This window comes from Dyadobacter fermentans DSM 18053 (assembly GCF_000023125.1).
GTDB classification, from domain to species: Bacteria; Bacteroidota; Bacteroidia; order Cytophagales; family Spirosomataceae; genus Dyadobacter; species Dyadobacter fermentans.
Map to the genome: position 1 here is coordinate 1,404,182 of NC_013037.1, position 24,735 is coordinate 1,428,916.

Below are 24,735 nucleotides of genomic sequence, written 5' to 3' on the forward strand. Positions count from 1 at the left end.
CTATTTGAAATCGAGCGTGTAAATTTTAATGGTTCCTTTATCCGGACTGACACTAAAAAGCTCCAATTGGTTGAGTCCCGAATGCGCCTGCAAGCGGACGAGTATGTTACCCTCTCCGGCCCGTACCTCTGCCTGCTTTAAATGCCCCGATGGATCACTCACCTCAGCACTTTTGAACAGCGGATGCTCAAATACCATTTCGCGTTCGATGGCGCTCGATGAATATCGAGGAACAGCCCTGATCTGATAAGGAAAACGAACCGGGCGCGCCAAATACTTCAATTTGCCTTCCCCGGCAGTGGCGCTCGCCAGCGTAACTTCCTCCCCGCCGCCCGCGGTGCCGGTAATGCGGAAATTCAGAAAAAGGATCTGATCGCGTGCTGCGGGGGTATAGCCGGCCATTCGGGCGACGCTCAGTGTTGAGTGCGCCGACTTGCATTGAACCATAAGCAGGCCGGCCAGCACAAGGGCTACCGGGACGCGTAGAAGTAGCATGTGAGTTTCGTGAATAGCTGTCAGAAAGGCCAATGTACAGCATTACCAGCGAATTTCACAGCGCCGACATTACTTCTTCCATTTCGCGAATGGCTATCAAAATGTCCTGTTTTCCCGTTCGGTAATTAACAAACGCAGCTCGTAAAGCGGGCTCGCCCGACAGCGAAGTCGGCGTCATAAAAACTTTTCCGCGGCGGTTGAGTTCTTTCAGAAACAGCGGCATTTTCTCCGTGTCTTTTTTCAAACGGAAACACACCACATTGAGCCGTACCGGCGCCGCCAGTTCAAAATGCGCACTGGTTTCGATATAGTTGCCCAGCGCCTGCGCACACGCGATGCTGTTCTCCACAATCCATTCAAACCCTTTCCGACCATAGGCCGTGAGGCTGAACCAGGCCGGCAATGCGCGAAAACGCCGGGAGTTTTCGGGCAGGAAATTGAGGTAGGAGAAATTTTCGGACGGATCGCCCAGATAAGGTGCATTGGAATTTTGAAATGCACTGACCTGCAATCGGTTGTGCTCTTTCCTGACCAACGCTACGGCGCTGTCGTAGGGCACATTCATCCATTTGTGGCAGTCGATCGTAATGCTATCCGCATGTTCCCAACCATTTAGCAAATGGCAATAGGCGGATGAGCAAGCGGCAAATCCGCCAAAAGCAGCGTCGATGTGCAGCCAGAAACGGTACCGCTGCTTCAACGCCGCGATCGCTGCAATGTCGTCAAAATCCACAGTGTTTACCGTTCCGGCACTGCAATTGACGATGATAGGCCGCCCCTGGTTTTCAGTCAGTTTCTGTTCAAAATCAGCCAGGTCCATCGCTTCGCGACCCGGCATCGTCCCGATTTGCACGACTTGATTGCTGCCTATCCCGAGCATCGCCAGCGATTTCAGCACCGACGAATGCGGCGTGGCAGCGAGCACGGCCACGTCGCCGACGGCCCCTTCACGCGCAACGTCACGGCCCGATAGGGCACCGGCCCATTGCCGGGCCACGGCCAGTCCCGTAAAATTGGACATGGTAGCGCCCGTCACAAAGCCACCTTCGAAATGGTCCGGCAAATGCAGCAGCTGGTAAAGCAGCCGCATTGTCTCTTTCTCAACAATCGCTGAGACATCGCCTGCACCTTGCGTACTCTGCGTATTTTGATCGTAAACAGCTGTAAGCCAGTCACCCGCAATAGCTGCGGGCGTCGCTCCGCCCGTCACGAAGCCCCAGTAACGCGGTCCGGGGCTGGCTACCATCAGTTTTTCGTAGTGCTTTTTAAAAAAGTCCAGACTTCCCAGCGCGCCAATTCCGGCTTCCGGCAAATCTCCGGGCACAATCGACTGATCGGCGATATAGGTAGGCCTGTCGACAATCTTTTCCAGAAAATCGAGGCTATTGTTTTTAACCTGATCCAAAATCGCATTCAGGTTATTTAACTCATTTTCAAACAGTTCAAACATAATTTATTGATAATAGCAGTTAAAAAAGGAATGTTTCGACGCACGCTTCCAGCAAGTCCGTAAGGCCACGACGGTGCCGGCGCTGGCCGTTGTAAAGGCCGGTGCTGATGGTTTTGTGAAATGGAATCAGGTTAGGGCTGTACTGCCTGCGTTTGGTTAATCCAACGGCGATGGTAGTTAATTTGCCCCAGGTGAAGCGAAAGATGCGTAAGCAAGTGACAGAGAACCAGCTGCACCGGCTGCTCGGGAAACATATCGAGCACCGACCGGGGATATTCTCCGCTCATTTTCTCATCGTCGAGTTGCTCCAATGTGCCCATAACGATTTCGTGAAGTACATCGAGCTCGGCGAGTAACTGCTGCTGGCTGAATGTACGCTGACCAAATTCAGCGTCACGGTCGCGTACGTAGGCATGGCCTCCAAGTGCCAGTCCAACGAATGTGCGCAAATTGCCGATCAAGTGCTGGCATAAGTTACCACCCGGATTGATCGTACCGGGTAACCGGACCCACAAAGCACTTTCCGAATGGTAGCTTTCAATTTCCTTTCGGAGTTTTTGTAAATCACGGCTGAACAATGCAATCAGTACTTCCTTATTCATGGCTATTGATTAGAGTTAACGAATTCTTTCTTTTTTGCAGCTGATAACCCTTGTTGACGAGAAAAACCCCGCCGAGTGTCACTACAAAAGCAAGGACGGTAAGCCAGGTTACCTGCTCATCCAGGACGAAAAAGCCCAGAATGAGCGCAACGAGGGGATTAATGTACGCATAAATTGACACCAGGCCAGCCGGCAGCCTCGACATCGCATACAAATAGGAAGCATACGCGAGGATCGATCCGAAAAATATCAGGTACAAAAGCGCCAGCAGCGACTTAGTTTGCATAACCGGCAGGCTTGTCCAATCCTCATTGAATGCACTCAATGTGAACAGCCCTACGCCTCCCGCCGTCATCTGGATCGCGGCATTGAAAAACGAATCGGTTTTGCCTGGGTAACTTTTGGTATACAACCCTCCTATGCACCACGATACGCAGGAAGCCAGCGTTACGCAAATGCCGACAAACGAAGCGCGGTCGGCCAGGTAGCTGATATTATCCCTGAAAACCAGCATAATACCCGCCAGCCCCATGAGCATTCCCGCGGCAACGTGCGCATTGACCCGCTCGTCCTTCCTCGCGAGCAGATTAATGACAATGGTAAAAAGGGGCACCGTGGCGTACAGCAGCGCCGCCAGTCCGCTTGGGATGAACTGCACACACCAGCCCACGAGGCCGGTGCCGAAGGTGATCATGCACCAGCCGGGCACGAGTTGCAGCAGCATGTCGCGCAACGTCCAGGGAAATGATCTGTTTTTCAACACCAAAAACGACAGCAACAAAAGCCCCGCCACGACATTTCTGAAACCCATAAAAAAGAGAGCGGGAAAACCGGACACGCCAATGCGTGCCGCCAGATAAGTGGTGCCCCAGAAAAAACACACCATCAGGAGTGCGATATAGGCTGTCAGATTGCTTTTCATGACCTTTTGTAGTTAGACGCCACAAAATTCTTCTCATTAAATTTAATAAAACAGATTCACTTTTGTTATTTTGAAGCATAACAGATCAAAACGACATTCCAGATGGCAGAACAGCTCCTGCGGGAAGATTTCCTTTATTCCCAAATCGCCGACAGGCTCGCGACGCAGATCGAAAAGGGCATTCTCAAAGCCGGCGACCGGCTCATTTCGCTCCGGGCGCTGAGCAAGGAGCAGGGAATCAGTCTGAGCACGGCATTTAAGGCCTATGTTGAACTGGAAAACAAAGGTGTGATCGAGGCAAGACCGAAATCGGGCTATTTTGTGCGCTTTTCACCCCTCAATGCGCCGGAAAGGCTACCGAGCATTGCGGCCGGCCCGGTGATAGAGAAGTCGAATGTGGAGGAAATGATCCGGACGGTGTACAAAACCATGACGCATGAACGGATTATCCGGCTGTCGGTCGCTGCGCCATCCGCCGAGCTCATCCCGGAAGCGAAGCTGAACAAGGCGATGATCGAAGCGCTGCGAAAAAGCCCGCACAGCTGCACGCAATACGAGGCCGTGCAGGGAAATCCCGCATTGCGGAAACAGATTGCCAAATATGCATTCAACTGGAAAGGAAATGTGAGCGAGGACGATGTGATCACGACGCAAGGCTGCATGGAAGCGCTCATTTTTTGCCTCAAAGCCGTCACCGAGCCCGGCGACACGGTAGCCATTGAAAATCCGATCTACTTCGGGATTTTCAACATAATGAAGAGTCTGGGATTAAAAGTCCTCGAAATCCCCTGCCACCCCGACGACGGCGCCGACCTGGAATACCTTCAAGACGCGCTCGAAACCGTGCCGGTGAAGGCGGTCCTGTTTGTGCCCAACTTCTCCAACCCCACCGGAGCGCTCATGCCCGATCACCGTAAAAAGCAACTGGTCGAAATGCTGGCCGAACGGCAGATCCCATTGATCGAAGATGATATTTACGGGGAAATGTATTTTGGCAAAACCAGGCCGGGTACTTGCAAAAGTTACGACAAAAATGGTCTGGTAATGCTCTGCGGCTCGGTTTCCAAAACCCTCGCGCCGGGTTACCGCGTGGGCTGGTGCCTGCCGGGACGGTTCAAGGATAAGGTATTGAGTATCAAAATCATGCATACCGTATCGTCCGCCACCCCTACCCAGGCGGCCGTTGCCAATTTCTTTGAAACGGGCCGTTACGACCTGCATATGAGGCATCTACGGAGAGCATTACATACCCAATGCCTGCGTTACGTGCAGGCCATCAGCGACTATTTCCCGCCCGACACGCGCCTAGTGCGCCCGCAGGGCGGGTATGTGCTGTGGATTGAAATGAACAAAAACGTGAATGCGTTCGAGCTCTTTGAATCCGCCATTCAGGAAAGCATCAGCATCGCCCCCGGCCAGATTTTCAGCAGCCACGCCCGGTTCAGCAACTACATCCGCATCAGTTTCGGCGCGCCGTATAACAGTGTGATTGATAATGGTTTGAAAAGACTGGGAGAATTGATCAGAAGGCAATACTCTTGATATCAAGCAAATAGCTTCTTCAAAACAGCTAGTACTTGTTGGGCTGTCGTCTCGTCGATTTTACCCAATTTTTTGTGGAGACGCACCTTATCGATTGTTCGAAGTTGATCCAGGGCGATCTGGCAGTCCTTTCCATCGACGTGGCAATTGATCCGCGTCGGATATTTGGGCAAGGTCGTGGTCAGCGGTGCTACGATCACCGTGTTCAGGTGGTCGTTCAGGTCATTGGGAGATATAATGAGGCAGGGTCTTGTCTTCCTAATTTCGCTGCCCAAAGTCGGATTGAGCGACACGAAGTAGATTTCGAAGCGCTTTACTACCATGTCCATTCCGAATCATCGAAGGCATTGAACAAGTCGCCCATTGCGTTCTGGTCTTCCGCAGAAGCCTCGTTTTCGTTTGCCAGGCGAAACTGCTCAGCCCATCCTTCGCGTGGATTGGTGCTTGCGGGAAAGATCATGATCGCGTTGCCTTTTACCTCCACATTGACATATTCCTCTATATCAACCTGATCCAGCATCGCTTTGGAAAGCAAAATTCCCTGGGAATTTCCGATCCGGCGGATTTTAGTCAGCATTATACAAAGTTATAATTTGTTATAACAAATCAAAATTTCGTGTGTCACCGATGTACAAGTGGCTGAGCAATAGGTTTAAGAGTTGCGCAACAACATTGCAATTAACTGATTTCCAGCACCTGTAACCCTGTTGCACGGGTTTACGGCATACATTTGCAATGATCCTGCGGCGCATTGGCAGGGAATGCGCCCGCAGCGACCGATTTACATTACCTGAATGCAGCATTATGAAATTCGACGAAAAAACCACGACGCATACCGACGATTGTTGCTCGGCAGAAAAGCATAACCATAGCCATCAAAGCAGCCGGCAAAATAGCCATGAACATGACCACGATCACAGCCATGACCATGATCACGATCACGACCATAGTCACGGCGCGGGTGCAAGTGCCGGTTTACTGCGCAGCCGCTGGATGCTTTGGCTTAGCCTGGCGATCCTTGGCGTGTTCCTCGTCCTGAATTACATCGCCGATGTATTTGTGCCGCGCTCCGTCGAGATTGTGATGATGCTTGCTGCATACGTGCTTGCGGGGAACAAGACGGTGTCCCTTGCATTCAGAAAAGCCAGTCGCGGGGATTTTTTCAATGAATTTACATTGATGACCATCGCCACGTTCGGCGCTTTTTACATTGGTGAATTCAGCGAGGGTGTTGCGGTGATGATATTTTATGAAATCGGAGAGCTTTTTCAGGACTTGGCCGTGAGCCGGTCAAAACGGTCGATTAAGGCGCTGCTCGACATTCGTCCCGACACCGTGACCGTTTTGCGCGGCGACAAACCCATGCAAGTCCGGCCGGACGATGTGCGCATCGGCGAGACCATACTCGTCAAACCCGGCGAAAAAGTGGCGCTGGACGGTGAAATGCGCGCTGCGTCGGGCACATTCAACACCGCCGCACTCACCGGCGAGCCAAAGCCGCAGGTCATTGAACAAGGTGAGAAAGTGCTGGCAGGGATGATTTCGATCGAAAAATCAGTTGAGATAGAAGTAAAGGCGCTTTTCAAAGATTCCAAACTCTCGCGTATACTGGAAATGGTGCAGGAGGCAAGCGCGCGCAAAGCCCCTACCCAACTGCTGATCAGCCGTCTCGCACGCATTTACACACCCGCGGTATTTCTTCTCGCATTGCTCATCATAGTAACGCCCGCCATTTTTGTAACAGACTACCAGTTCGACCAGTGGCTCTACCGCGGCATGGTTTTCCTCGTGATCGCCTGCCCCTGCGCATTGACGATCTCCATTCCGCTCGGATATTTCGGCGGCATCGGATTGGCCTCGCGACATGGCATTTTAGTGAAAGGCGCTAATTTTCTGGACATTATCACTAAAATCGACACGGTGGTTTCGGACAAAACCGGCACGCTCACGAAAGGCGTTTTCCAGGTTCAGGTAATCGAAACGGAGCTGGACAAGAGCGAATTTATACGCATAGCGGCGTCTCTGGAAAGCTACTCCACGCATCCTGTTGCCAAAGCGGTGGTGATGGCAGCCGCTGATTTGGCACTTTCGAAGCCGGTTGAAGTGGAAGAAATAGCGGGGCACGGCTTGAAGGGCCAGGTGGATGGCCGGGCCGTTCTGGCGGGCAATGCTAAACTGCTCGATCAGAACGGGATCAGCTATCCGGCGGAACTTGCCTCGCTGGTGGAAACGGTCGTGATCGTGGCGATAGATAACCGTTATGCCGGCTATTTCCTCATCGCCGACGAGATTAAGGATGACGCCTCCCTCGCGGTTTCAGATCTGAAAAGCTTGGGCATTACGACTATTATGCTTTCGGGTGATAAAGAGGCTGTTGTGACCAAAGTTGCCCGCGAGCTGGGTATTGCGAAAAGTTACGGCGGATTGCTGCCCGAAGACAAGGTGCGCATCGTACAATCGCTAAAAGACCAGGGAAAACACATTGCATTCGTGGGCGATGGCGTCAATGACGCACCGGTGATCGCCCTGGCCGACGCCGGGATAGCCATGGGAGCGCTCGGCTCCGACGCCACCATCGAAACCGCCGACATTGTGATCCAGAACGACCAGCCGTCACGCATCCCTGCGGCTGTGCGGATCGGGAAGATCACAAAATCCGTCGTTTATCAGAACATTTCGCTGGCAATGGGGGTTAAAATTGCGGTGATGGCACTCGGTGCGGGCGGCGTGGCAACGCTCTGGGAAGCGGTGTTCGCAGATGTGGGCGTGGCATTGCTCGCAATTCTGAATGCCTATCGCATTCAGGGAAAGAAAGTATAGCCCTCAATCAGGTTATCGTCTATTTAACAGAAATAATTGTAGACCCAAAATTCCGTCTCAAAACAAATAACATCCAAAATGGGTAAGCAGCTGGACCACATCACCCCCGATTTGCAGGCGTTCATCGAGGCGCAGAAAATCTACTTTGTAGCCACGGCAGCCGAAACCGGCACCGTAAACCTCTCGCCAAAGGGAATGGACTCGTTCCGCATCCTCGGTCCGAACCGCGTGATGTGGCTGAATGTGACCGGCAGCGGAAACGAAACGGCGGCCCATTTGCTCCTCCACGACCGCATTACCGTCATGTTTTGCGCATTCGAGGGCAAGCCGCTGATCCTGCGGCTGTACGGGCATGGCAAAGTTTACCACCCCGCCGACGCCGAATGGACAGAATACGCCCCGCTGTTTCCACCGCTCGAAGGCGCGCGACAGCTGGTCGATATCCGGGTGGATCTCGTACAAACTTCCTGCGGCATGGCCGTGCCGTTCATGGATTACAACCGCGAACGGACAGAGCTAAACGCCTGGGCGCACAAACAGGGGCCTACCGGCATCCAAAACTACTGGGCGCGCAAAAATGTAACCAGTATCGACGGCTTCGAAACCGGCATTTTCGCTTCCAACAGCGCGAGACAGGCAGAATAGAGGTCAATCCGGTACAGCAGTATTGTACCGGATTAACAGGCGTGCAACGCTTTTCCAAACCAAAGCGCATCGATCGCCTTGGTTTGTCCCATCAGCATACGCGTACAGACGACTGCTCACAGCCACCGTTGCATAACTGAAAATAGCCGGTAAATAATTAATCAAACAACTGGAACGGGAGTAATGCCTGCCACCTTTTCCAGGGCGATGGTAACCCTCTCGATGCGGTCGACGTTGCCGCGACTGCTGTCTGAAACTGCCTGTGCCACTGAGGTTAAGAAATCTCCACCTAGTTTGGTGTTGAAAAACGGATCGTTCTCCGCGAGAACGCCCCGCCAGTTTTTACCTACAATGTTTCTTGATTTGATGAACCTGATCAACAGGCGCTCTTTGATGGACAGGCCACCATACTCGGAGACTCTTGCTTGAAGCTCTGTCATGTTATGGGAGGTGTGTGTTAAAAATTGTAATTTGCGCTTTACCGATACTACTATGTAGCGGTATGATCAAAAGTACAGATTAAATATACGAAAGTCAAGAAATTTTATATTAAACTTTCAAGTAATGTCAATTGTTGGCGAAAGAATTAAAAAATACCGCGAATTAGCTGGGTGGAACCAGCACAAGCTGGCAAAGGCACTGAAAAAATCCGGAAAGGCCGTGATATCCAATTGGGAGACAGGACGCAACGACCCGTCCCTGGCTGAACTCCGTTTGATGGCCGAACTGTTCGGCACCACCGTAGCCCAGCTGGTGGGCGAAGTCCCGATGTTCGAAGAACCCCGCGAGCATTATATCATGATTAAAAAGGATGACCTCATCGACCTCCAGCGCAAAGCCCTCGCCCTGGAAGCCGACCGGATCAATGCATTAAAAGAGCAGCTTGAACAAGCACAGAAAGCGGACGAATCGAGCGAAGAAGCGGACGATACTGCTGAATCATAATGCCGCTTAGCTTGCTATCATAATAATTGCTTCAAAATCTGCACGCATTCTTCAAGCTCGTGCTGATCCGAAGAAGCGAATCCAAGGCGAATATAATTCCTGAACTGGGGCGGATATCCCGCGGCTTTTCCATTTGAAATATATAAGTCCTTCTTAGCAGCCTGCTCGGCAAGGGCCGGGATGTCGATAGCCGGATCGAATTGCGCCCACACGGCCATTCCGCCATCCGGCACTTCAAAACGGACCGAACCGGAAAGCTCCGATTGCAACAAGTCACAGAAAAAATCGCGGCGCTGCTTGTAAACCCGCACCGATTTCCGCAAATGCCGCTGGATCACACCAGTCTGGAACAGCTCGGCAATCGCATTTTCCAGCATTACATCACCCTGGCGGTCTATAATCCGCCTCAGCGATGCCAGGTGCGCGATCACGTCCTCCGGCCCCACCAGGTAACCGATCCGGAATGCAGGCGAAATAGTTTTGGTGAACGAGCCGCAATACAGCACCATTCCCGCCTGATCGGCGCCGAAAAGCGGCAGCAGCGGTTTGCTGAGATAATGGAAATCATAATCATAATCGTCTTCGAAGATCACGAACCCATATTTTTCAGCGAGTTGCAGGAGCTTGATCCGGCGATCAGGCCGGAGCGCCACGGTGGTCGGGTACTGATGATGCGAGGTCACGTACACCATCTTCACCGGCTGCTTCGAGCATAGTTCTTCCAAAGCATCTACATCCATTCCAAACTCATCCACCGGCACATGGCACGGGCGCGCGCCTGCCTGGATGAAGTTCATCGTCGCGCCGAACCAGCCCGGCGTATCGGTCACCACACAGTCGCCGGGCTTTACCAAACTCGTCACGGCCAGGTACATTCCCATTATCATTCCTCTCACAATGAGTATGTTGGCCGGAGATGTTTTCAGTCCGCGCGTTTCGTTCAGATGCGCCGAAAGCTCCTGCCTTAGCCAGTTGCTGCCGCTGGTTTCGCCGTAGCCCAGCCGCACATATGGAGAGCCGTGCAGCAGCTGGCTGCGGTAAGCGCGAGAAAGATCTTCCCGCGGTGCAAGCCTCGGATCGGGAAATCCGTCATCCAGATGCAGCCGGAATGCGGCTTTCAGCACGGGCCGGTCGAGGTGCGCGGGCTGATCGAACCGGAAACCCGCCTTCTTCAACGGGTCGCGCTCCGGTTTTTCGGCAACGGGGAGCGGGAGCGGCCGCAGGTCCGGAAGGTTTCGGGCAACGAACGTCCCGTTTCCAGTCTGACTTTCCAGCCAACCCTGCGCCAGTAACTCGTCATAAGCCTGCACCACAGTACGCCGGTGCACCTTCAATATCGCCGCGAGCTGGCGCGTGCTCAGCAACCGGTAACCCGATTGCAGCGTGCCTTCCCGGATCAGCGCCATCAGTTGATTGGCTATCTGGATATAAACCGGCTGCTTGCCTCCCTTCTCCGGCGTAATCAGCGTAGAGAGCACGTTCATCATAATTGGACCACCACTATTTGAAATATTGGATTAAAACACTGAGCCAATTAACCGACATTTTTGCAGAAAACAAAGGAAATGAACACACGACCACCCTATCTGATCCCCTCCCGTGGAGCCAAAAGGACCCATTATGAGCATGAAACGATCTGCTCAATCCTCGACGAAGCACTGTTTTGCACTATTAGCTATGCCGTGGACAATCGCCCGTTCTCCATTCCGACGGCGTTTGTCCGCTACGAAGACAAAATTTACATTCATGGGTCCGTGGGCAGCCATTTCATCAGGGAGATCGAAAAAGGCATTCCGGTGTGCATTTCCGTGATGCTGACCGACGCATTGGTCGTGGCGAAGTCCGCATTCAGCCACTCTGTTAACTACCGGTCCGTAATTATCTTTTCCAATGCCGAGAAAGTGGAAGACCTGGAAACGAAAAGGGCCGCATTTGAATGGCTGACCAACAAAATTGTCCCCGACAGCTGGGACTATCTGCGCCCGATGACCGACAGCGAAGTGCGCAAAACCACGGCATTGGCCTTCACATTCAATGAAGCCTCCGCCCGCATGCGCGACGGGATGCCGAACGACGAACCGGAGGATTTGGCGCTTCCGATCTGGTCCGGGTTGATTCCGCTGCAAACGAAACGCGGGCAGCCGGTTGCGGACGAAACGAGCAAGAACATTCCGATTCCGAAACATTTAAGTTAACCGCATGCAACTTTGGTATCGGTTTGAGCATCTTTCCGGCAAATTCACCTGCAATATCACACCCAAATGTTGCACTTCATGTCAGGAAAGGAAATATTCGACCGGTACCAACTTGCCGCGCTCAAAAACGGACTGGGTTCCCACGAGTTCAACTACGGGAACATTCTGTACCAGGCGCTGCGGATCGAGGGGGAGGAAAAAGTGTTTCAGCTGCTCGAACTCGCGGAAAACACCGGCAAACGCATTGCCCTCGCCTACTCCGCGCTGGGCAGCGAAGGCAACGGTGAGCCGAACATGGTTGTCCTGGTCTGAAAGCGCAATAATTTCCCCCTGATTTTCCCACCAAAAACTGGACATTCTTTTGATTTGCGAACGTCGGTGCCGAATTTTGGCTTGATTTCAATCCCTGCCGCTCACTTAGCAAATTATATGGAAATTCTCGTCGTAATCGCCTTTCTCGGTTACATCTTCTACCTCATTAAACTCGCCGGCCTTCGCACACCGGGCGATAAAAACGAAGCTGCTACATTATCAGACGAAGACAGTAAAGCAAAACATGCCGACGCAGGCCTGCAATCGCTGCAAGCAGACGGTAGCAGGCCTTCCGTCGCGAAAGCGCCGTTTTTCGATAAGCGACTGGCTATTAATATGATGATGGTGATTCTCACGAGCGCATTGCTTGTGTACGTGATCAAACAAAGCGAAAGCATTCACCTTCCCTACCTGGTGGCGGTGTTTTCGGCCATTTCGCTTGGCTTTGTGGAGCCGTACAAAGGCTGGCTGCTTGCGATCACGCAATGCGCGCTGATGCTCGCGGGCTATTTTCTCCTTACTTCCCTGCCTGATGACCGCGCGCGCCAGGAGCTGGAAAATTTTAGCTTGTACGGTTCTGTGATCCTCACTTTCGCTGCCAGTTTTTTGGGTGGTTTTTTAAAAAGAGCATTAAATATGAAGTAAGCGGCAGAATGTGGCGCAGTTATTGCCATGGTATTCCAAAAACATCATGCATATGAGCGCCGCTGAACAACGACAACTACTCGAAGACAAAATTCTCGCCAAACGCCAGCAGATCGAATTTGAACGGACAAACCTGGAAGAATCCATCGTTTTCGCACCGGAAAACCGGGAGAACCCGGAAGTAATGGAGGAAACTAAAAACTTTGACGACCCCGCGCAAAATGTAGTCGAAACGTCGGATATGAGCGCGCTCAAAGCCGCTGAGCGCGAGCTTCAGGAATTACTGCGGCAATTAGAAGGGCTTCAAAATGACTGACGCTATTCAAGCGCCAGCACGGGCACGGACACGTCCACAGAAGTTGAATCCGAATCCTTCCCATTCACTTTACCAATGCCGAAATCACCGCGGTTGACCTTGAATCCGCCATAAAACAGCGCCTCGCTGCCGGTGGTTTTGAATGTAAATGGAATGGCGATGGGCTTAATGATGCCACGCAATTCCAGGTCGCCATGTACCACGAAACCGGTATCCGAACTGGCAACTGACTGCGATGTGAACTTAATGAGCGGATATTTTTCTGCATCGAACCACTTTTCGCTTTTCGCATGCTTGTTTTTAAGTTCAATGCCGGTGTCGATCGACGCAACGTCCACGGCTACTTCAAAGCGTGCTGAGCCCGGCTGCGTGGGGTCGAAGCGGATATGGCCCTCCATCCGGTTGAAAGTGCCGTGCGCATATTTGCCATCGAAGCGGATTTCATAACCGTCTGCCAATTTCCACTCCGTTATGCGCACGAACACAAATGCACTGAATACCAGCAAACTGATCAATGTTAGATATTTTCTCATTGTAATATCAATGTATTTCATGCCACTTTCAACCCCATTCTAACCTGTGACGGGTTAATGCCCATGTATTTTTTGAACGCGACCGAAAAGTGCTGCGCATGTTCATACCCCAGCAGGTCGGAAACCTCTTCTACCGATTGCGAAGAGTCGCGAAGTAGTCGTTCGGCGTAATCCATCCGCAGCTTTCTCAGGTAGCCGAAAACGGTCGTCCCGAACAGATCCTTGAATCCTTTTTTCACTTTAAATTCATTCAGCAGGCACATTCGCGACAATTCCGCGAGCGTGAAATCTTCCAGAAAACGAGCGTCGAGCACATTTTTCAGCTGATACAGCCTGTCTCTGTCCATTGCCGGCATACCTGGTGCAGGCTGCCGTTCCGGGCCCCGGAACTGGTCGATCTGCAAAGCCAGCAGTTCCAGTATTTTTGATTGGACCATCAGGTTTCTCATCGTCCCCTGCTGATCGCATTGTTTCACTTCCTTGATCAAACCGGCCATTTGCGTAGTAATGCCCGCTGTACCAGTAATGCCTGAAAACGGCCTGTTTCGAAACAAATGCTCCTGCACGCGCTCGCTCCAATGGTCGTCGCACCCGATAATGTCGGAAAAATAGGCCTTATCCAGACTGATATGGAACATTTCGAGCGACTCGTTCTCCGCAACCCGGTTGGTATCGCCGCCCTCGGGTGAAAACACCAGGTTATGCCGTCCGGGCCGCATATTCAGCTCGTGCGAAAGACCTTCGAATTGGGTATCGAGCCGGCCAGCCATGTGAAAATTGATATTGATGGTGTCCACCTGCGAACTGTCGTGCAGTTCTACATCTTCGTACGATGTCCAGTGCAGGTTCATCACGTGCACATGCGGAAAAAGGAGACTTTTGAACTTCATCTCTCCCACTTTCGGATGAAAACGCGTCATGAACTCGCCCGTGTTCTGAACGCGGACTTTGGGATTGACCGACTGCGGATTGGGCATCGGGTTGAAATCGAGGATGTCGGCGGAATGTATGATCGTAGCGGCCATAAGATGGATATAGGATTGATCGCAGCACGAAAATACTCCACCCAAACGCGCTATGTGCCTGTTTCTGAGTGAACGGCCTGATTTATCGACAAAATCCGTTTGTCGTAGATTTTTATCCGTTTTGCGTAGGTCAATGCAGCGACGCAGCCCTCACATTTGCGAAAAAATGTAAAAGCCATGATCAGAAAAATTTTAAAATGGGCCGGGATTCTTCTGGCCGGCATCATCGTCGCAGCGATTTGCGTGTATAGCTACATCGCGTTCAGCATGAAGGCGCGTATGAACAAAACTTACGTGTTCGATCAGGAAACGATCGAAATACCGGCCGACAGTGCGACCATTGCGCGCGGGAGGCATTTGGTTGCCATAAAAGGTTGTCTGGATTGCCACGGCGAGCATCTGGAAGGGAAAGTGATGAACGACGATGGCCCGGTCGGTCGTCTGGTTGCCCGAAACCTGACGCGCGGAAAGGGCGGTTTGCCGGCAGACTACGACGTTGCCAACTGGCTCACAGCGCTGCGCCACGGTGTCGATCAGGACGGGAAGCCGCTTTTATTCATGCCCTCGCATGAAACGACGCTCCTTTCGCAGCAGGACGTCACCGCATTGATCGCCTATTGCCGGCAGGTGCAGCCTACCGACCATGTTTTACCTGAAAACGACCTCGGCCCGGTGGCGTTGGTAATGAGTTATTTGGGTAAAATGCCGCTTTTATCTGTCGAAAAAATCGACCATAATAAACCCATGATCGCACGCGCCGATTCTACGGAAGGCATCGGACAGGGCAAATACCTTGCTGTTTCGTGCACGGGCTGCCATCGCGACAATTTCAAGGGGGGTGAGCCGCTCGCACCCGGATTTCCGCCGGTGCCCGACATTACCGCGGCTGGCCACGTAGGAAAATGGACCAAAGCGCAGTTCATAACCACGCTTACAACCGGCAAAACGCCCGAGGGCCACATGCTAAAAAATGAAGATATGCCCTGGAAAATGACCGCTCAGTACACGCGCACGGAGCTGTCGTCGCTTTACGATTACCTGCAATCTATCCAATAAGCAATCCGGCCGGACTTGTGGAAGTCCGGCCGGATGTCTGATATTACGCTTCTCCCGTTGCAATGGGCCGCTCGCTCCGCGACCATTCGCTCCACGACCCCACGTAGAGGCTTGCACCATGCAGACCGGCTTCGGCCAATGCGAGGAGCGTGTGGCAGGCCGTCACACCGGACCCGCAATGCACGATCACCTTGCGAGGGTCCTTGTCGGCAAATGCATCCTTGTATTTCGCAGCAAGGTCGGCTGGGGACATAAACTCGCCCAGGTTGTCCAGGTTGGATGTATATGGAATGTTAACGGCTCCCGGAATATGTCCGGCCACGAGGTCAATTGGTTCACTTTCACCGAGGTAGCGGTAATGCTCACGCACGTCGATCACCATCGAATCGGGATCGGCAGCGGCCAATGCCACATCGTCGGCATCCACAAGCGGCATGTGCCATCCTTTCACGGGGTATTCTTCCAATGCGTGCAGGGTAGCGGCCTTTTGCGTGAGTTGAATACCTGCCGCATTGATTGCATCCAGGCCGCCGCTCACTACGTACACCTTTTCGTGCCCGGCCGCTTTCAGCATCCACCAGAAACGCGCCGCCGCGTTCGCGCCCTTTTTATCGTCATACACCACCACCGTCGACGACGGACTGATGCCCAATATGCCCAGAAACCTGCCGAAATCCTCCGGCCTGGGCAACGGATGCCGCCCTCCGCTGGCCGGATCGTCGGCTTTTTCCGACAAATCGGTTTCAAGGTCCACAAACTGCGCGCTTTCGAGATGCGCCTGGTTGTAACGTTCCAGGGCATCAGCCCCGCCCCGCGCGTCGATCACGATAGGGTCGTCATTTTCCAGAATGGTTTTAAGCTGCTCTGCCGTAATGATATTCATGTTCGGGTCATTTAAATAGTTCGTAAATAAAGTGACTTTTTTTGGAAAAAATGGCGCGTCAATAGCACCTCCCAATCCAGAAATTTCACATTTTAGCAGGCATAACGATCTATGCCATGATTTGCGAGGAATTAACAGAGGATGACATTGCCAGCCTGCCTGCGCTGGAACCCGAGGGTTGGGGGGATATCCGACCGCGATTTGCGTATTTTCTTCAATCCGAGTGCTGCAAGCCGATCAAGATCACGGAAAACGGGCAGCCAGTAGCTGTGGGGGCGGCTATTTATCATGGTGATACCGTGTGGCTTGCGTGCATTATCACGCATGCGGAGCACCGGAACAAGGGCCTCGGCAGTGCCATCACCCGCCACCTCGTCGGGCAAGTCGATCGCTCACGCTATCCTACCATTTACCTGGATGCCACCGAATTTGGTTATCCGGTTTATCTCAAACAGGGCTTTGAAGTGGAAGGACAATATGCACATTTGAGGCGTGATGAAGCCCTGACGGAAACGCCCGTTTCCGAATTTATCCGCCCGTTTTCAGAAAGCTTCCGGGAGGCGGCCTACGCGATCGACCGGTTTGTGTCCGGCGAAGACCGGCGCGGCGTCATGGGTGACTTCCTCGCCGATTCGTTTATGTATGTCAATGCAAATGAGGAGCTGAAAGGCGTCTATCTGCCCTCTTGGAGCGATGGTCCTGTGATTGCGGCCAACGATACGGCCGGTTACGCGCTCATGCAGATGCGCATAGCCGCGCGGCCTGTCGCCATTATGCCGCTGGGCAATGCGGCGGCGCTGAAATGGCTGCAAGAACATGGCTACCATATGTACAAAACTTCCCGCCGGATGGTAAATGGTCCCCACCGAACCTGGTATCCCGAGCATCTTTACAACCGCATCAGCGGGGCATTGGGATAATCAGCGCAGCACCAGCTCACTGATCTTTGAGAACTCGGTATGTGGCGCCATTGCCCGCACAATTCCTTTGCGGTCCACGAGGATGAAATACGGCGTTTCGCTGATCTTGTACCGGTGGTTGAAACCGTACGATTCCGGGACGGGAATGAAACCGCAGTTCCGTTTCGGGATCGCTTCGAGGCATTCTTCCTGTGTATTGAGCGTGGTTCCGAGGGAAATGATGTCGATGCCTTTTTTCTTATTTTCATCCACGAAATTGGAGATTACTTTCGTGCTGGCGAGCGTGTAGAGCGGCTTTTCGTACCGGACCCAAAAGCCGAGCAGGATGTATTTTCCCCTCAGTTTCTCGGAATCGTATTCACGGCCGTCGAGCCCGCGCATGATGAACGGGGCGATCGGCTCCCCTACTTCCGGCATCAGGTCGGGATTATTCATCACCGAGCCGTCCTGCTGCACGTAAAGCTGGCTTCTTTTAATGATTTCAAACGACGAAGCCTTTCCGTATTTGTCGAAAACCGGCTGGGTTTTATACTGGCCGGGGTTCTTTTTAAGCATGTTGTCGTACGCCTCGTAGGTGATCCGCTTGCCGGTGGCATGGTCAACAATCCGCGAATCACGGTTCATGACAAACTGCTGACTTACCTTGCCGTTGTACCGGGTCACCTTAGGCTCCTCCTGACAAAATGCTGAAAATCTGATCGTTCCTGCCAGCACCATCAGGCTGACAAACATTTTATTAAACCGGCTCACAAACATTTCGCCTCAAAAGATTGTATAAGTATCAAAGATTTGATATTTTCATGCACAAATGATCAATCAGTGCGACCTCCTAATAACTGGTTATCACCGTTTGATATTTTAGGCAAAACTAACAAATTGTAAACTTTGGTATGTACGAGCGGATCCGGGAGAAGTTGGGAATTCTGGCCGATGCTGCGAAATATGATGTTTCATGCTCTTCAAGCGGCAGCAACCGGAAAAATGAGAACAAGGGAATTGGAGATGCGGAGGGGACGGGGATTTGCCATACCTACACGGAGGATGGCCGATGCGTGTCGTTGCTGAAAATACTGCTGACCAACCATTGCATTTACGATTGCGCTTTCTGCGTTTCGCGGCGGAGCAATGATATCAAACGCGCCGCATTTACTGTGGACGAGGTGGTGGAACTTACGATGAATTTCTACCGGCGCAACTATATCGAGGGCCTTTTCCTCAGTTCGGGCATTTTCAAAGATGCGGACTACACGATGGAAAGGCTGGTCTGCATTGTAAAAAAACTCCGGCAGGAAGAGCGGTTCAATGGCTATATCCATCTGAAAACAATTCCCGGAGCGAGCGACGAGCTGCTTCGCGAGGCGGGCTTATTTGCCGACCGCATGAGCATTAATCTGGAAATGCCGACGGAAACGGGACTGAAACTACTCGCGCCCGAAAAGTCGCACGCGGAGGTGAAGAAGCCTTTGAAATACATTCAGAACAGCATTACGCAGTTTGAAAACGAAAAGGCGCTCATTAAAAGCGTCCCGAGGTTCGTCCCGGCGGGGCAAAGCACGCAGATCGTCGTGGGTGCGACGCCGGAAACGGACAAGGAGATTATGCACACCGCCCATGCTTTTTACCAAAACTTTTCGCTCAAACGCGTTTACTACTCGGGCTACATTCCGATCAGCAACGATTCGCGATTGCCGGTTATTGGTTCGCAACCGCCTTTGATCCGTGAAAACCGCCTTTATCAGGCCGACTGGCTGATGCGTTTTTATGGGTTTAAAGTGCAGGAAATCCTCAACGATGTACATCCGAACCTGGAAGCGGACGTGGACCCGAAATTGAGCTGGGCGTTACGGAACCTGGACCAGTTTCCGGTCGATATCAACACGGCCGACTACTACATGATTCTGCGCGTTCCGGGAATTGGTGTGGCTTCCGCATTGAAAATTGTGCAGGCCCGCAAATTCAATCGTCTGTATGAAAGCCATTTAAGAAAACTCGGCATTGCATTCCGCAAGGCGCGGCATTTTATCCGCTACGCCGATAGTCCGATGCAGCTCAAAGAGTTCGAAGCGGGGCACATTAAGGGCTTGATCCTTTCGGAAAGCAAAAGCAAATACCAAAAGAACCCGGATAATCAATTATCGATTTTCTAATGGAACTGTACATTTTCGATGGGTCGCTGGAAGGGCTGCTCACGGCCGTGTTTGAATGTTACCGGCGGAAATCGGCGATTGTGAAGCTGGTAACGGAAGACCGGCACGTGCCGGATGTGTTCGACTCGGGATACCACGTGGTGTCCGATCGCGAAAAAGGTAAACGGGTCTGGAAAGGGCTTTGCGCGAAATTGGGCAAGGACTGGCAGCTGCGTTTCTACAAAACATACCTTTCCGAGCAGCCGGAAGCATTTCAGCATTTGCTCAATTTTGCCCGCTACATCATCGACCAACCCGCGGGCGCATCGGAAAACTTTGCGCATTCGGATGTGCTGGCAGTGTCTCAAACTGCCCAAAAAGTGCATCGCGAAAAGCACCGGATGGAGGCTTTCGTACGCTTCCAGAAGACCGGCGACGGCATTTACTACGCGCACATCGAGCCGGATTTCGATGTGCTGCCATTGCTTCCCGAGCATTTCCAGAACCGCTACGCCGATCAGCGGTGGATTATTTATGATTTGAAAAGAAAATATGGGCTGTATTACGATCTGGAAAAAACGGAAGAGATCGAGCTGGACGAAGCTCCGCAAATGTCGATTATAAATGCACTTCCTTCCAACCTGCTCGACCCGAAGGAAGAATTATTCACTCTGCTATGGCAGGATTACTTCAAAAACACCAACATTAAAGCACGCAAGAACATTCGGCTGCACGTGCGCCACGTTCCGCGGCGATACTGGAAATACCTGTCGGAGAAGCAAGGCTAAAATCACTGACCATCAATATTTTTGGGCAGGACCGCCACGGTTTTGTCGACGGCTGGTGTCATATGGAAATGTAGACAATCCCAGTTTAAATTGTCTTTTCCAACGACCGTTGGAATGTCACATTCATCCACATTTCCCAGCATGCTATGAAAACTTGTACGTTCGTTCTTTGCCTGCTTTTCTCAGCGATGGCCTCCTTTGCTTCCGGTCCGGAAGATTTAAGCCTGATGAATGCGGAAATCACAGATTTATGCCTCGAAGCCGAAAATTCTCCCAGCGACGCCCCGGTTACCGAAGACCCCAATGCTTCGAACGGGAAAACCCGCGGTGCCATCAACAGCTGGGACTACTACGTGGAATACCATGCTGATAACCTGGCGGCGGGCAAGTATTTGCTGACGCTCCGCTATTATGCCGAACAAAATTCGACGGTAATGATGTCGGTTAGTGCCGGCCCCCTCTCGCACGTGGAGCTGCCGGCTTCGCATTCCTGGAACATTGCCTGGAAAGAACATACCATCGAGGTGGATTTGAATGCGGGGTTCAACCGAATTTTCATCAGGGAGCTTCCGGGTTTCAATGTGCGGCAGGACAAAATATGTCTTACGAAAAAAGATGTCAGCGGCGAACCCGTTACCTGTAACTTTCAGGTGACGCCTTTTGCCGTTGGCGCGCCTTACGAACTGGGCGCCACCATGGCTTTGTACGCCAACTGCTCCGGGCCGGATTGCAATGGCGTTACTTATACTTGGTCGGGCAACGGCATTTCCGGTGAAGGCAGCCCTATCAGGCCATATACTCCCTCATCGCCAGGAACTTATTTCTTTGACGTTTCCGGATCTAAAGATGGATGCTCGCCGCGGGGCGGATCAGTGATGGTGGAGGTTATCGACAAGCCGGATTGTAATTTCAGCGTTTCGGCGTCGGTGTCAGATGCCTCACCGAATTGTTCGGAGCCAATCACGCTAAGTTCGCAGTGTTCGGGTCCCGATTGTGACGGCATCAGGTACAGCTGGGCCGGTGCGGGGCTAAATGTAACGGCAGCATCGGTGAATACACCTGCACCTCCGGTGGGCGGACTGTACAACTATACCGTGTATGCTGCGAAAACCGGTTGTGTAACGAAGTCGGCAGAAGTAATGACCAATGTCAGCTGCGATGCGAATCCAACTGAGCCGTTCAGCGCATGCGTGGAAGCGGAGCATTCGGACGGTAATGGCGCGATTACCGACGACCCCAACGCCTCAAACGGGCAAACCCGCGGCACGCAGCAAGATTCTTACTCATTTGTGAAATATGTGATCAACGGCGTGAAAAAGACCGGCCCGCACCAGGTAACCCTTCGCTATTACGCCCCGCAACCCGCAGGGATTTCGATCTCTGTCAACAATGACATGACCGTCCCGTCAACAGGCATCGCCGAATCAGGCTCCTGGAACGTTGTCTGGACCGAGCATACCTTCACATTAAACCTCAAAGAAGGCACCAACACAATCCAGATCACAAGCGGCTTCGGGCAGGGGCACGTCCGGCAGGACAGGCTATGTGTGACGGGCCCGGGCGGAACGGGAAACACGCCGAGCTGTGATTTCAATGTCGAAGTCTACGCATCTACGCTTACTCCGGCCTGCTCGACGTCCGTATTCGCCTCTGCGAGTTGCTCCGGCTTCGATTGCCAGTCGGTATCTTACCAGTGGAGCGGCCAGGGAACCAGCTCCACATTTTCATCGGCCTCACTAAGCCTTCCGCGGTCCAACGGCACCTACACCTACACGCTCACGGCCAGCAAAAACGCTTGCCCGCCGATTGTCAAAACGCTGGACGTTACCGTCAGCGGATGCGACAATTCCGGGCCGTTCAGCGCCTGTCTGGAATCGGAATGGGCGGCCGGCAATGGTCCCACCAGCAGTGATCCGAACGCGTCGAACGGACAAACGAAAGGTGCCCAGAACAATTATGATTATTATGTCGATTACTTCGTCGCGAATGTGCCTGCCACAGGATTGTACCCGGTAACATTGCGCTATTATGCCGAACCGAATGCGCAGGTAAGCGTAGCGGTAAATGGAAGCATTGCGATCCCGGCATTACAGTTACCCCCCACTTATAGCTGGAATATTGTTTGGCGTGAAGAAACATTCTACGTCAATTTGCCCGTCGGCAATAACACAATCCGCATTCAGGGCTTGCCGGGTGCGGCTACGCGCCAGGATAAGCTTTGCGTGGGAAATGCGCAAAGCAATGTACGAATGGGCGCACCGGAATCCTTTCAGCTGCCGGGAGATACACCGCTTCTGCAAGCATATCCGAACCCCGCTTCCGGTGAATTTAAAGCGGTATTTACCCTGAAAACGGGAGAAACCGGCGCGATATCGGTAACCGACGTCCAGGGCAAGATTTGGCACACGCGGAGCGTCGGGGGCGCGGGCACGCACGAGGAGCGCATTACGCTCGACCGGGCGCCAGCGGGCATTTACCTGCTGCAAGTGAAAAAGCCCGATTCAGTAGAAACTAAAAAGATATTGCTCACACGATAAATGCCAAAGCGGTTGCCCTCATCAGGCAACCGCTTTTTTACTTCCATTTGCTTCCCAGCCACGCATTCCTGAACGTCTGCATTTCCGGCGTAACCGTTTTCCCGGCCTGCTCGAACGTCGCTACCTGCCACCGCGGATGTTGCACCATTTCCACCACGGCCGTTTTGTAATCGTCGCGGTGCCGGTATTCTACCGTGATCTGATCGCCGGGCTTGTGCGCTTTGAGAATGGCGAGGAGTTCGTCATTCGTCGAGATCACCTTTCCGTCCACTTTCAAAATTTCGTCGTCGATGTCCAGTCCGGCGGTGTAGAGCGGACTACCGATGGTGGTGTTCGTTGTTATCGTCAGTCCGGTGCCTTCCTTGTACCGCACGAAATCGCCGATCCAGGCCTGGCCCTCAAATTGTTTCCTCAGCAGCAAACCGGCCTTCGCAAGCAGCGGCGCGTAGTCGATCGACTCGTGGCCGCTGATATATTTGGAAAAAAAACGCTGCGCGAACGCCTTGTCACGGGTGTAGGATTCTAAAACAGCTTGCAGATCGGCCACGTTGTACGCAGCTTCCGGCTTACCGTGTTTGGCCCAAACGGCTTTCATGAAATCATCGAGATTGAGGCCCTTTTCCCTTAATTGCAGATCCAATGCGAGCGCTAGGGCCGCTCCGTAGGTGTAATAGGAAGTGTGCATATTGGGATAATTCGCCTTGTCGACAGCCACGCCTGCGTCTACAAAAACCGCATTGCAGCTCGCTTCCACCGGGGAAATGCGCCTGGCACCGACCGTATTTTCCTTGGCATTTACGAGCATGCCCAAGATATTGCAATACTCGTCGACCGAATGGAATCCAGCCCTTTCAAGCAGTAATTCTCCATAATACTGGGTAAAACCTTCGGCAAACCAGAGTTCGAAACTCATATTACTCTTCTCGAAATTGAATGGTTCGAGTGTTTTCGGACGAATGCGCTCGACGTTCCAGGCATGAAAGAACTCATGCGAGAATACGCCCAGCAGGTTATCGGAAGCGTTGAAAACCACCGGCACGCTGATCATCGTGCTGTTGCGGTGCTCCATGCCGTCGCCTTTCACGTAGGGATTGATGCTCGCCAGGAACGTGTAATGGCCGTTGTCAAACGCCGGAAATTCGCCGAAAACCATTCTTGCTTCTTCCGTAATGCGCTTTATTTTGTTGGCAAATACGGTCGCCAGCGAGTCGCTGCTTTTCGCTTCGAGTGCGAGCCGGAACCGCGCTGGCTTGCTGTCGGCATTGGGAACGTTCCAATCCTTGACGGTCAGTTTACCGATTTTCGTGGGTGAATCCATGAAATATTGCAAATCCGGTGCGGTGAACGTGTGGGCGTCAGCCGTCGTTTTAAGCTGCGTCGCGATCGTCCACTGGCTGTTTTGCGGCAAATCAAAGCGTATTTCCATCGGCGATTTTTCCAGACCTTTCACCCACATGAATGCGGCGGGCATATTCAAATGTACGCTGTTCTGGTCGATGCCCGCATAGGTGCCGTCGGCGTGGTTGGCATAGAGGATATACTCCACCCGCACGTACCCATCAATGCCCGAAACCTTGTACACGTCCCCATCCACGCGCGCAATGGCCACCGGCTTGCCCGACTTATCGAATGCTTTCACATCATACACATTCTTCCCATACTCGTGCGTCGCGTAGCGGCCGGGCGACGAGCGCGACATTCTGAACAGCAGCTCTTTCTGGGGCGCGTCGGACACACTCAGGGCGATCCGCGCTTCGTGGTGAACGATGTTCGGGAACGATACATCATATTGGATCTTCTGCGCGAATGCGTACGAGCATATCAAGGGCGTAGCCAGCAATGCAGCCAGTTTTTTCATGGACGAATCAAACAGTTTTTGAAATGAGAAAGCACCAATTTAAACCAATAACCGAACATTTGGAGCGGCGATAGATTTACTGAACCGATAATTGCTTAATTTTTCCGGTTCAAATCCCAT

The 24,735-nt window shown here is 52.5% G+C and carries 26 protein-coding genes; 13 read left to right on the forward strand and 13 right to left on the reverse strand.

All coding sequences use genetic code 11. The annotated features are described in order from the left end of the window. The 4 genes from DFER_RS05820 to DFER_RS05835 all read right to left on the reverse strand — a co-directional run bounded on the left by DFER_RS05820 (nucleotide 1) and on the right by DFER_RS05835 (nucleotide 3,469). Nucleotides 1–495 carry a hypothetical protein gene (locus DFER_RS05820; protein WP_015810683.1) on the reverse strand — a complete coding sequence of 165 codons (495 nt, stop codon included), beginning with the start codon at nucleotides 493–495 and terminating at the stop codon, nucleotides 1–3. Nucleotides 496–550: 55 nt separating this feature from the next. Further along, a complete protein-coding gene (locus tag DFER_RS05825; protein ID WP_015810684.1) occupies nucleotides 551–1,945 on the reverse strand; it encodes a pyridoxal phosphate-dependent decarboxylase family protein in 1,395 nt (464 codons plus the stop codon). Between the two features lie 131 nt (nucleotides 1,946–2,076). Then, nucleotides 2,077–2,547 carry a DUF1572 family protein gene (locus DFER_RS05830; protein ID WP_015810685.1) on the reverse strand — a complete coding sequence of 157 codons (471 nt, stop codon included), beginning with the start codon at nucleotides 2,545–2,547 and terminating at the stop codon, nucleotides 2,077–2,079. Next, nucleotides 2,540–3,469 carry a DMT family transporter gene (locus DFER_RS05835; protein WP_015810686.1) on the reverse strand — a complete coding sequence of 310 codons (930 nt, stop codon included), beginning with the start codon at nucleotides 3,467–3,469 and terminating at the stop codon, nucleotides 2,540–2,542. The genes DFER_RS05830 and DFER_RS05835 overlap by 8 nt, the downstream gene beginning before the upstream one ends. Nucleotides 3,470–3,571: 102 nt before the next feature. Here DFER_RS05835 and DFER_RS05840 point away from each other — a divergent pair, with 102 nt between their 5' ends. Beyond that, nucleotides 3,572–5,011 (forward strand): aminotransferase-like domain-containing protein, encoded by a 1,440-nt coding sequence (locus DFER_RS05840; protein ID WP_015810687.1) that lies wholly within the window; start codon nucleotides 3,572–3,574, stop codon nucleotides 5,009–5,011. A 2-nt stretch (nucleotides 5,012–5,013) separates the two neighbouring features. Here DFER_RS05840 and DFER_RS05845 read toward each other — a convergent pair whose 3' ends face one another. After that, nucleotides 5,014–5,334, reverse strand: a complete 321-nt coding sequence (locus DFER_RS05845) for a type II toxin-antitoxin system PemK/MazF family toxin (RefSeq protein WP_015810688.1) — start codon at nucleotides 5,332–5,334, stop codon at nucleotides 5,014–5,016. Further along, nucleotides 5,328–5,588: an AbrB/MazE/SpoVT family DNA-binding domain-containing protein gene (locus tag DFER_RS05850; protein ID WP_015810689.1), complete on the reverse strand. Its 261-nt coding sequence runs from the start codon at nucleotides 5,586–5,588 to the stop codon at nucleotides 5,328–5,330. The genes DFER_RS05845 and DFER_RS05850 overlap by 7 nt, the downstream gene beginning before the upstream one ends. 227 nt (nucleotides 5,589–5,815) lie before the next feature. Between DFER_RS05850 and DFER_RS05855 the strand changes: the two genes are divergently transcribed. Beyond that, nucleotides 5,816–7,831 (forward strand): heavy metal translocating P-type ATPase, encoded by a 2,016-nt coding sequence (locus tag DFER_RS05855; RefSeq protein ID WP_015810690.1) that lies wholly within the window; start codon nucleotides 5,816–5,818, stop codon nucleotides 7,829–7,831. 78 nt (nucleotides 7,832–7,909) lie between these two features. Then, entirely contained in the window at nucleotides 7,910–8,476 is a 567-nt protein-coding gene (locus DFER_RS05860; RefSeq protein ID WP_015810691.1) for a pyridoxamine 5'-phosphate oxidase family protein, read from the forward strand. A 161-nt stretch (nucleotides 8,477–8,637) separates the two neighbouring features. Here DFER_RS05860 and DFER_RS05865 read toward each other — a convergent pair whose 3' ends face one another. Then, on the reverse strand, nucleotides 8,638–8,916 hold the full coding sequence (locus DFER_RS05865) for a hypothetical protein (RefSeq protein WP_015810692.1): 279 nt from the start codon (nucleotides 8,914–8,916) through the stop codon (nucleotides 8,638–8,640). Between the two features lie 124 nt (nucleotides 8,917–9,040). On the opposite strand from DFER_RS05865, the gene DFER_RS05870 reads away from it, so the two are divergent. Beyond that, nucleotides 9,041–9,421, forward strand: coding sequence for a helix-turn-helix domain-containing protein (locus DFER_RS05870; RefSeq protein WP_015810693.1), 381 nt, complete (start codon nucleotides 9,041–9,043; stop codon nucleotides 9,419–9,421). Nucleotides 9,422–9,438: 17 nt separating this feature from the next. On the opposite strand, the gene DFER_RS05875 is transcribed toward DFER_RS05870, so the two are convergent. Beyond that, nucleotides 9,439–10,908 carry an aminotransferase-like domain-containing protein gene (locus tag DFER_RS05875; protein WP_015810694.1) on the reverse strand — a complete coding sequence of 490 codons (1,470 nt, stop codon included), beginning with the start codon at nucleotides 10,906–10,908 and terminating at the stop codon, nucleotides 9,439–9,441. 78 nt (nucleotides 10,909–10,986) lie between these two features. Here DFER_RS05875 and DFER_RS05880 point away from each other — a divergent pair, with 78 nt between their 5' ends. The 4 genes from DFER_RS05880 (at nucleotide 10,987) to DFER_RS05895 (ending at nucleotide 12,889) form a co-directional block, all read left to right on the forward strand. Then, complete coding sequence (locus DFER_RS05880; RefSeq protein WP_015810695.1) at nucleotides 10,987–11,616, forward strand: pyridoxamine 5'-phosphate oxidase family protein; 630 nt, start codon at nucleotides 10,987–10,989, stop codon at nucleotides 11,614–11,616. Nucleotides 11,617–11,694: 78 nt separating this feature from the next. Next, nucleotides 11,695–11,928, forward strand: a complete 234-nt coding sequence (locus DFER_RS05885; RefSeq protein WP_143828678.1) for a hypothetical protein — start codon at nucleotides 11,695–11,697, stop codon at nucleotides 11,926–11,928. A 117-nt stretch (nucleotides 11,929–12,045) separates the two neighbouring features. Next, a complete protein-coding gene (locus DFER_RS29765; RefSeq protein ID WP_015810697.1) occupies nucleotides 12,046–12,573 on the forward strand; it encodes a hypothetical protein in 528 nt (175 codons plus the stop codon). A gap of 52 nt (nucleotides 12,574–12,625) precedes the next feature. Beyond that, nucleotides 12,626–12,889, forward strand: a complete 264-nt coding sequence (locus tag DFER_RS05895) for a hypothetical protein (protein ID WP_143828679.1) — start codon at nucleotides 12,626–12,628, stop codon at nucleotides 12,887–12,889. 2 nt (nucleotides 12,890–12,891) lie between these two features. Here the strand turns inward: DFER_RS05895 and DFER_RS05900 are convergent, their stop codons facing one another. Together DFER_RS05900 and DFER_RS05905 are read right to left on the reverse strand one after the other, a co-directional pair. After that, a complete protein-coding gene (locus tag DFER_RS05900) occupies nucleotides 12,892–13,422 on the reverse strand; it encodes a YceI family protein (protein WP_041735984.1) in 531 nt (176 codons plus the stop codon). A 17-nt stretch (nucleotides 13,423–13,439) separates the two neighbouring features. Next, complete coding sequence (locus DFER_RS05905; RefSeq protein WP_015810700.1) at nucleotides 13,440–14,447, reverse strand: helix-turn-helix transcriptional regulator; 1,008 nt, start codon at nucleotides 14,445–14,447, stop codon at nucleotides 13,440–13,442. A gap of 177 nt (nucleotides 14,448–14,624) precedes the next feature. Between DFER_RS05905 and DFER_RS05910 the strand changes: the two genes are divergently transcribed. Beyond that, nucleotides 14,625–15,503, forward strand: a complete 879-nt coding sequence (locus DFER_RS05910; protein ID WP_015810701.1) for a c-type cytochrome — start codon at nucleotides 14,625–14,627, stop codon at nucleotides 15,501–15,503. Between the two features lie 43 nt (nucleotides 15,504–15,546). Here DFER_RS05910 and DFER_RS05915 read toward each other — a convergent pair whose 3' ends face one another. Continuing rightward, entirely contained in the window at nucleotides 15,547–16,386 is an 840-nt protein-coding gene (locus DFER_RS05915; protein WP_015810702.1) for a sulfurtransferase, read from the reverse strand. Between the two features lie 116 nt (nucleotides 16,387–16,502). Here DFER_RS05915 and DFER_RS05920 point away from each other — a divergent pair, with 116 nt between their 5' ends. Next, nucleotides 16,503–17,306, forward strand: a complete 804-nt coding sequence (locus DFER_RS05920) for a GNAT family N-acetyltransferase (protein WP_015810703.1) — start codon at nucleotides 16,503–16,505, stop codon at nucleotides 17,304–17,306. On the opposite strand, the gene DFER_RS05925 is transcribed toward DFER_RS05920, so the two are convergent. After that, nucleotides 17,307–18,038, reverse strand: coding sequence for a thioredoxin family protein (locus DFER_RS05925; protein ID WP_229206191.1), 732 nt, complete (start codon nucleotides 18,036–18,038; stop codon nucleotides 17,307–17,309). Nucleotides 18,039–18,196: 158 nt separating this feature from the next. Between DFER_RS05925 and DFER_RS05930 the strand changes: the two genes are divergently transcribed. From DFER_RS05930 to DFER_RS05940, 3 genes are all read left to right on the forward strand, one after another. Further along, entirely contained in the window at nucleotides 18,197–19,453 is a 1,257-nt protein-coding gene (locus DFER_RS05930) for a putative DNA modification/repair radical SAM protein (RefSeq protein ID WP_015810705.1), read from the forward strand. After that, nucleotides 19,453–20,220 (forward strand): TIGR03915 family putative DNA repair protein, encoded by a 768-nt coding sequence (locus tag DFER_RS05935; protein ID WP_015810706.1) that lies wholly within the window; start codon nucleotides 19,453–19,455, stop codon nucleotides 20,218–20,220. Before DFER_RS05930 ends, DFER_RS05935 begins: the two co-directional genes overlap by 1 nt. A 146-nt stretch (nucleotides 20,221–20,366) precedes the next feature. Beyond that, on the forward strand, nucleotides 20,367–22,757 hold the full coding sequence (locus DFER_RS05940; RefSeq protein ID WP_083769046.1) for a T9SS type A sorting domain-containing protein: 2,391 nt from the start codon (nucleotides 20,367–20,369) through the stop codon (nucleotides 22,755–22,757). Between the two features lie 37 nt (nucleotides 22,758–22,794). Here the strand turns inward: DFER_RS05940 and DFER_RS05945 are convergent, their stop codons facing one another. Continuing rightward, a complete protein-coding gene (locus tag DFER_RS05945) occupies nucleotides 22,795–24,615 on the reverse strand; it encodes a M61 family metallopeptidase (protein WP_015810708.1) in 1,821 nt (606 codons plus the stop codon). Nucleotides 24,616–24,735 lie beyond the last annotated feature (120 nt).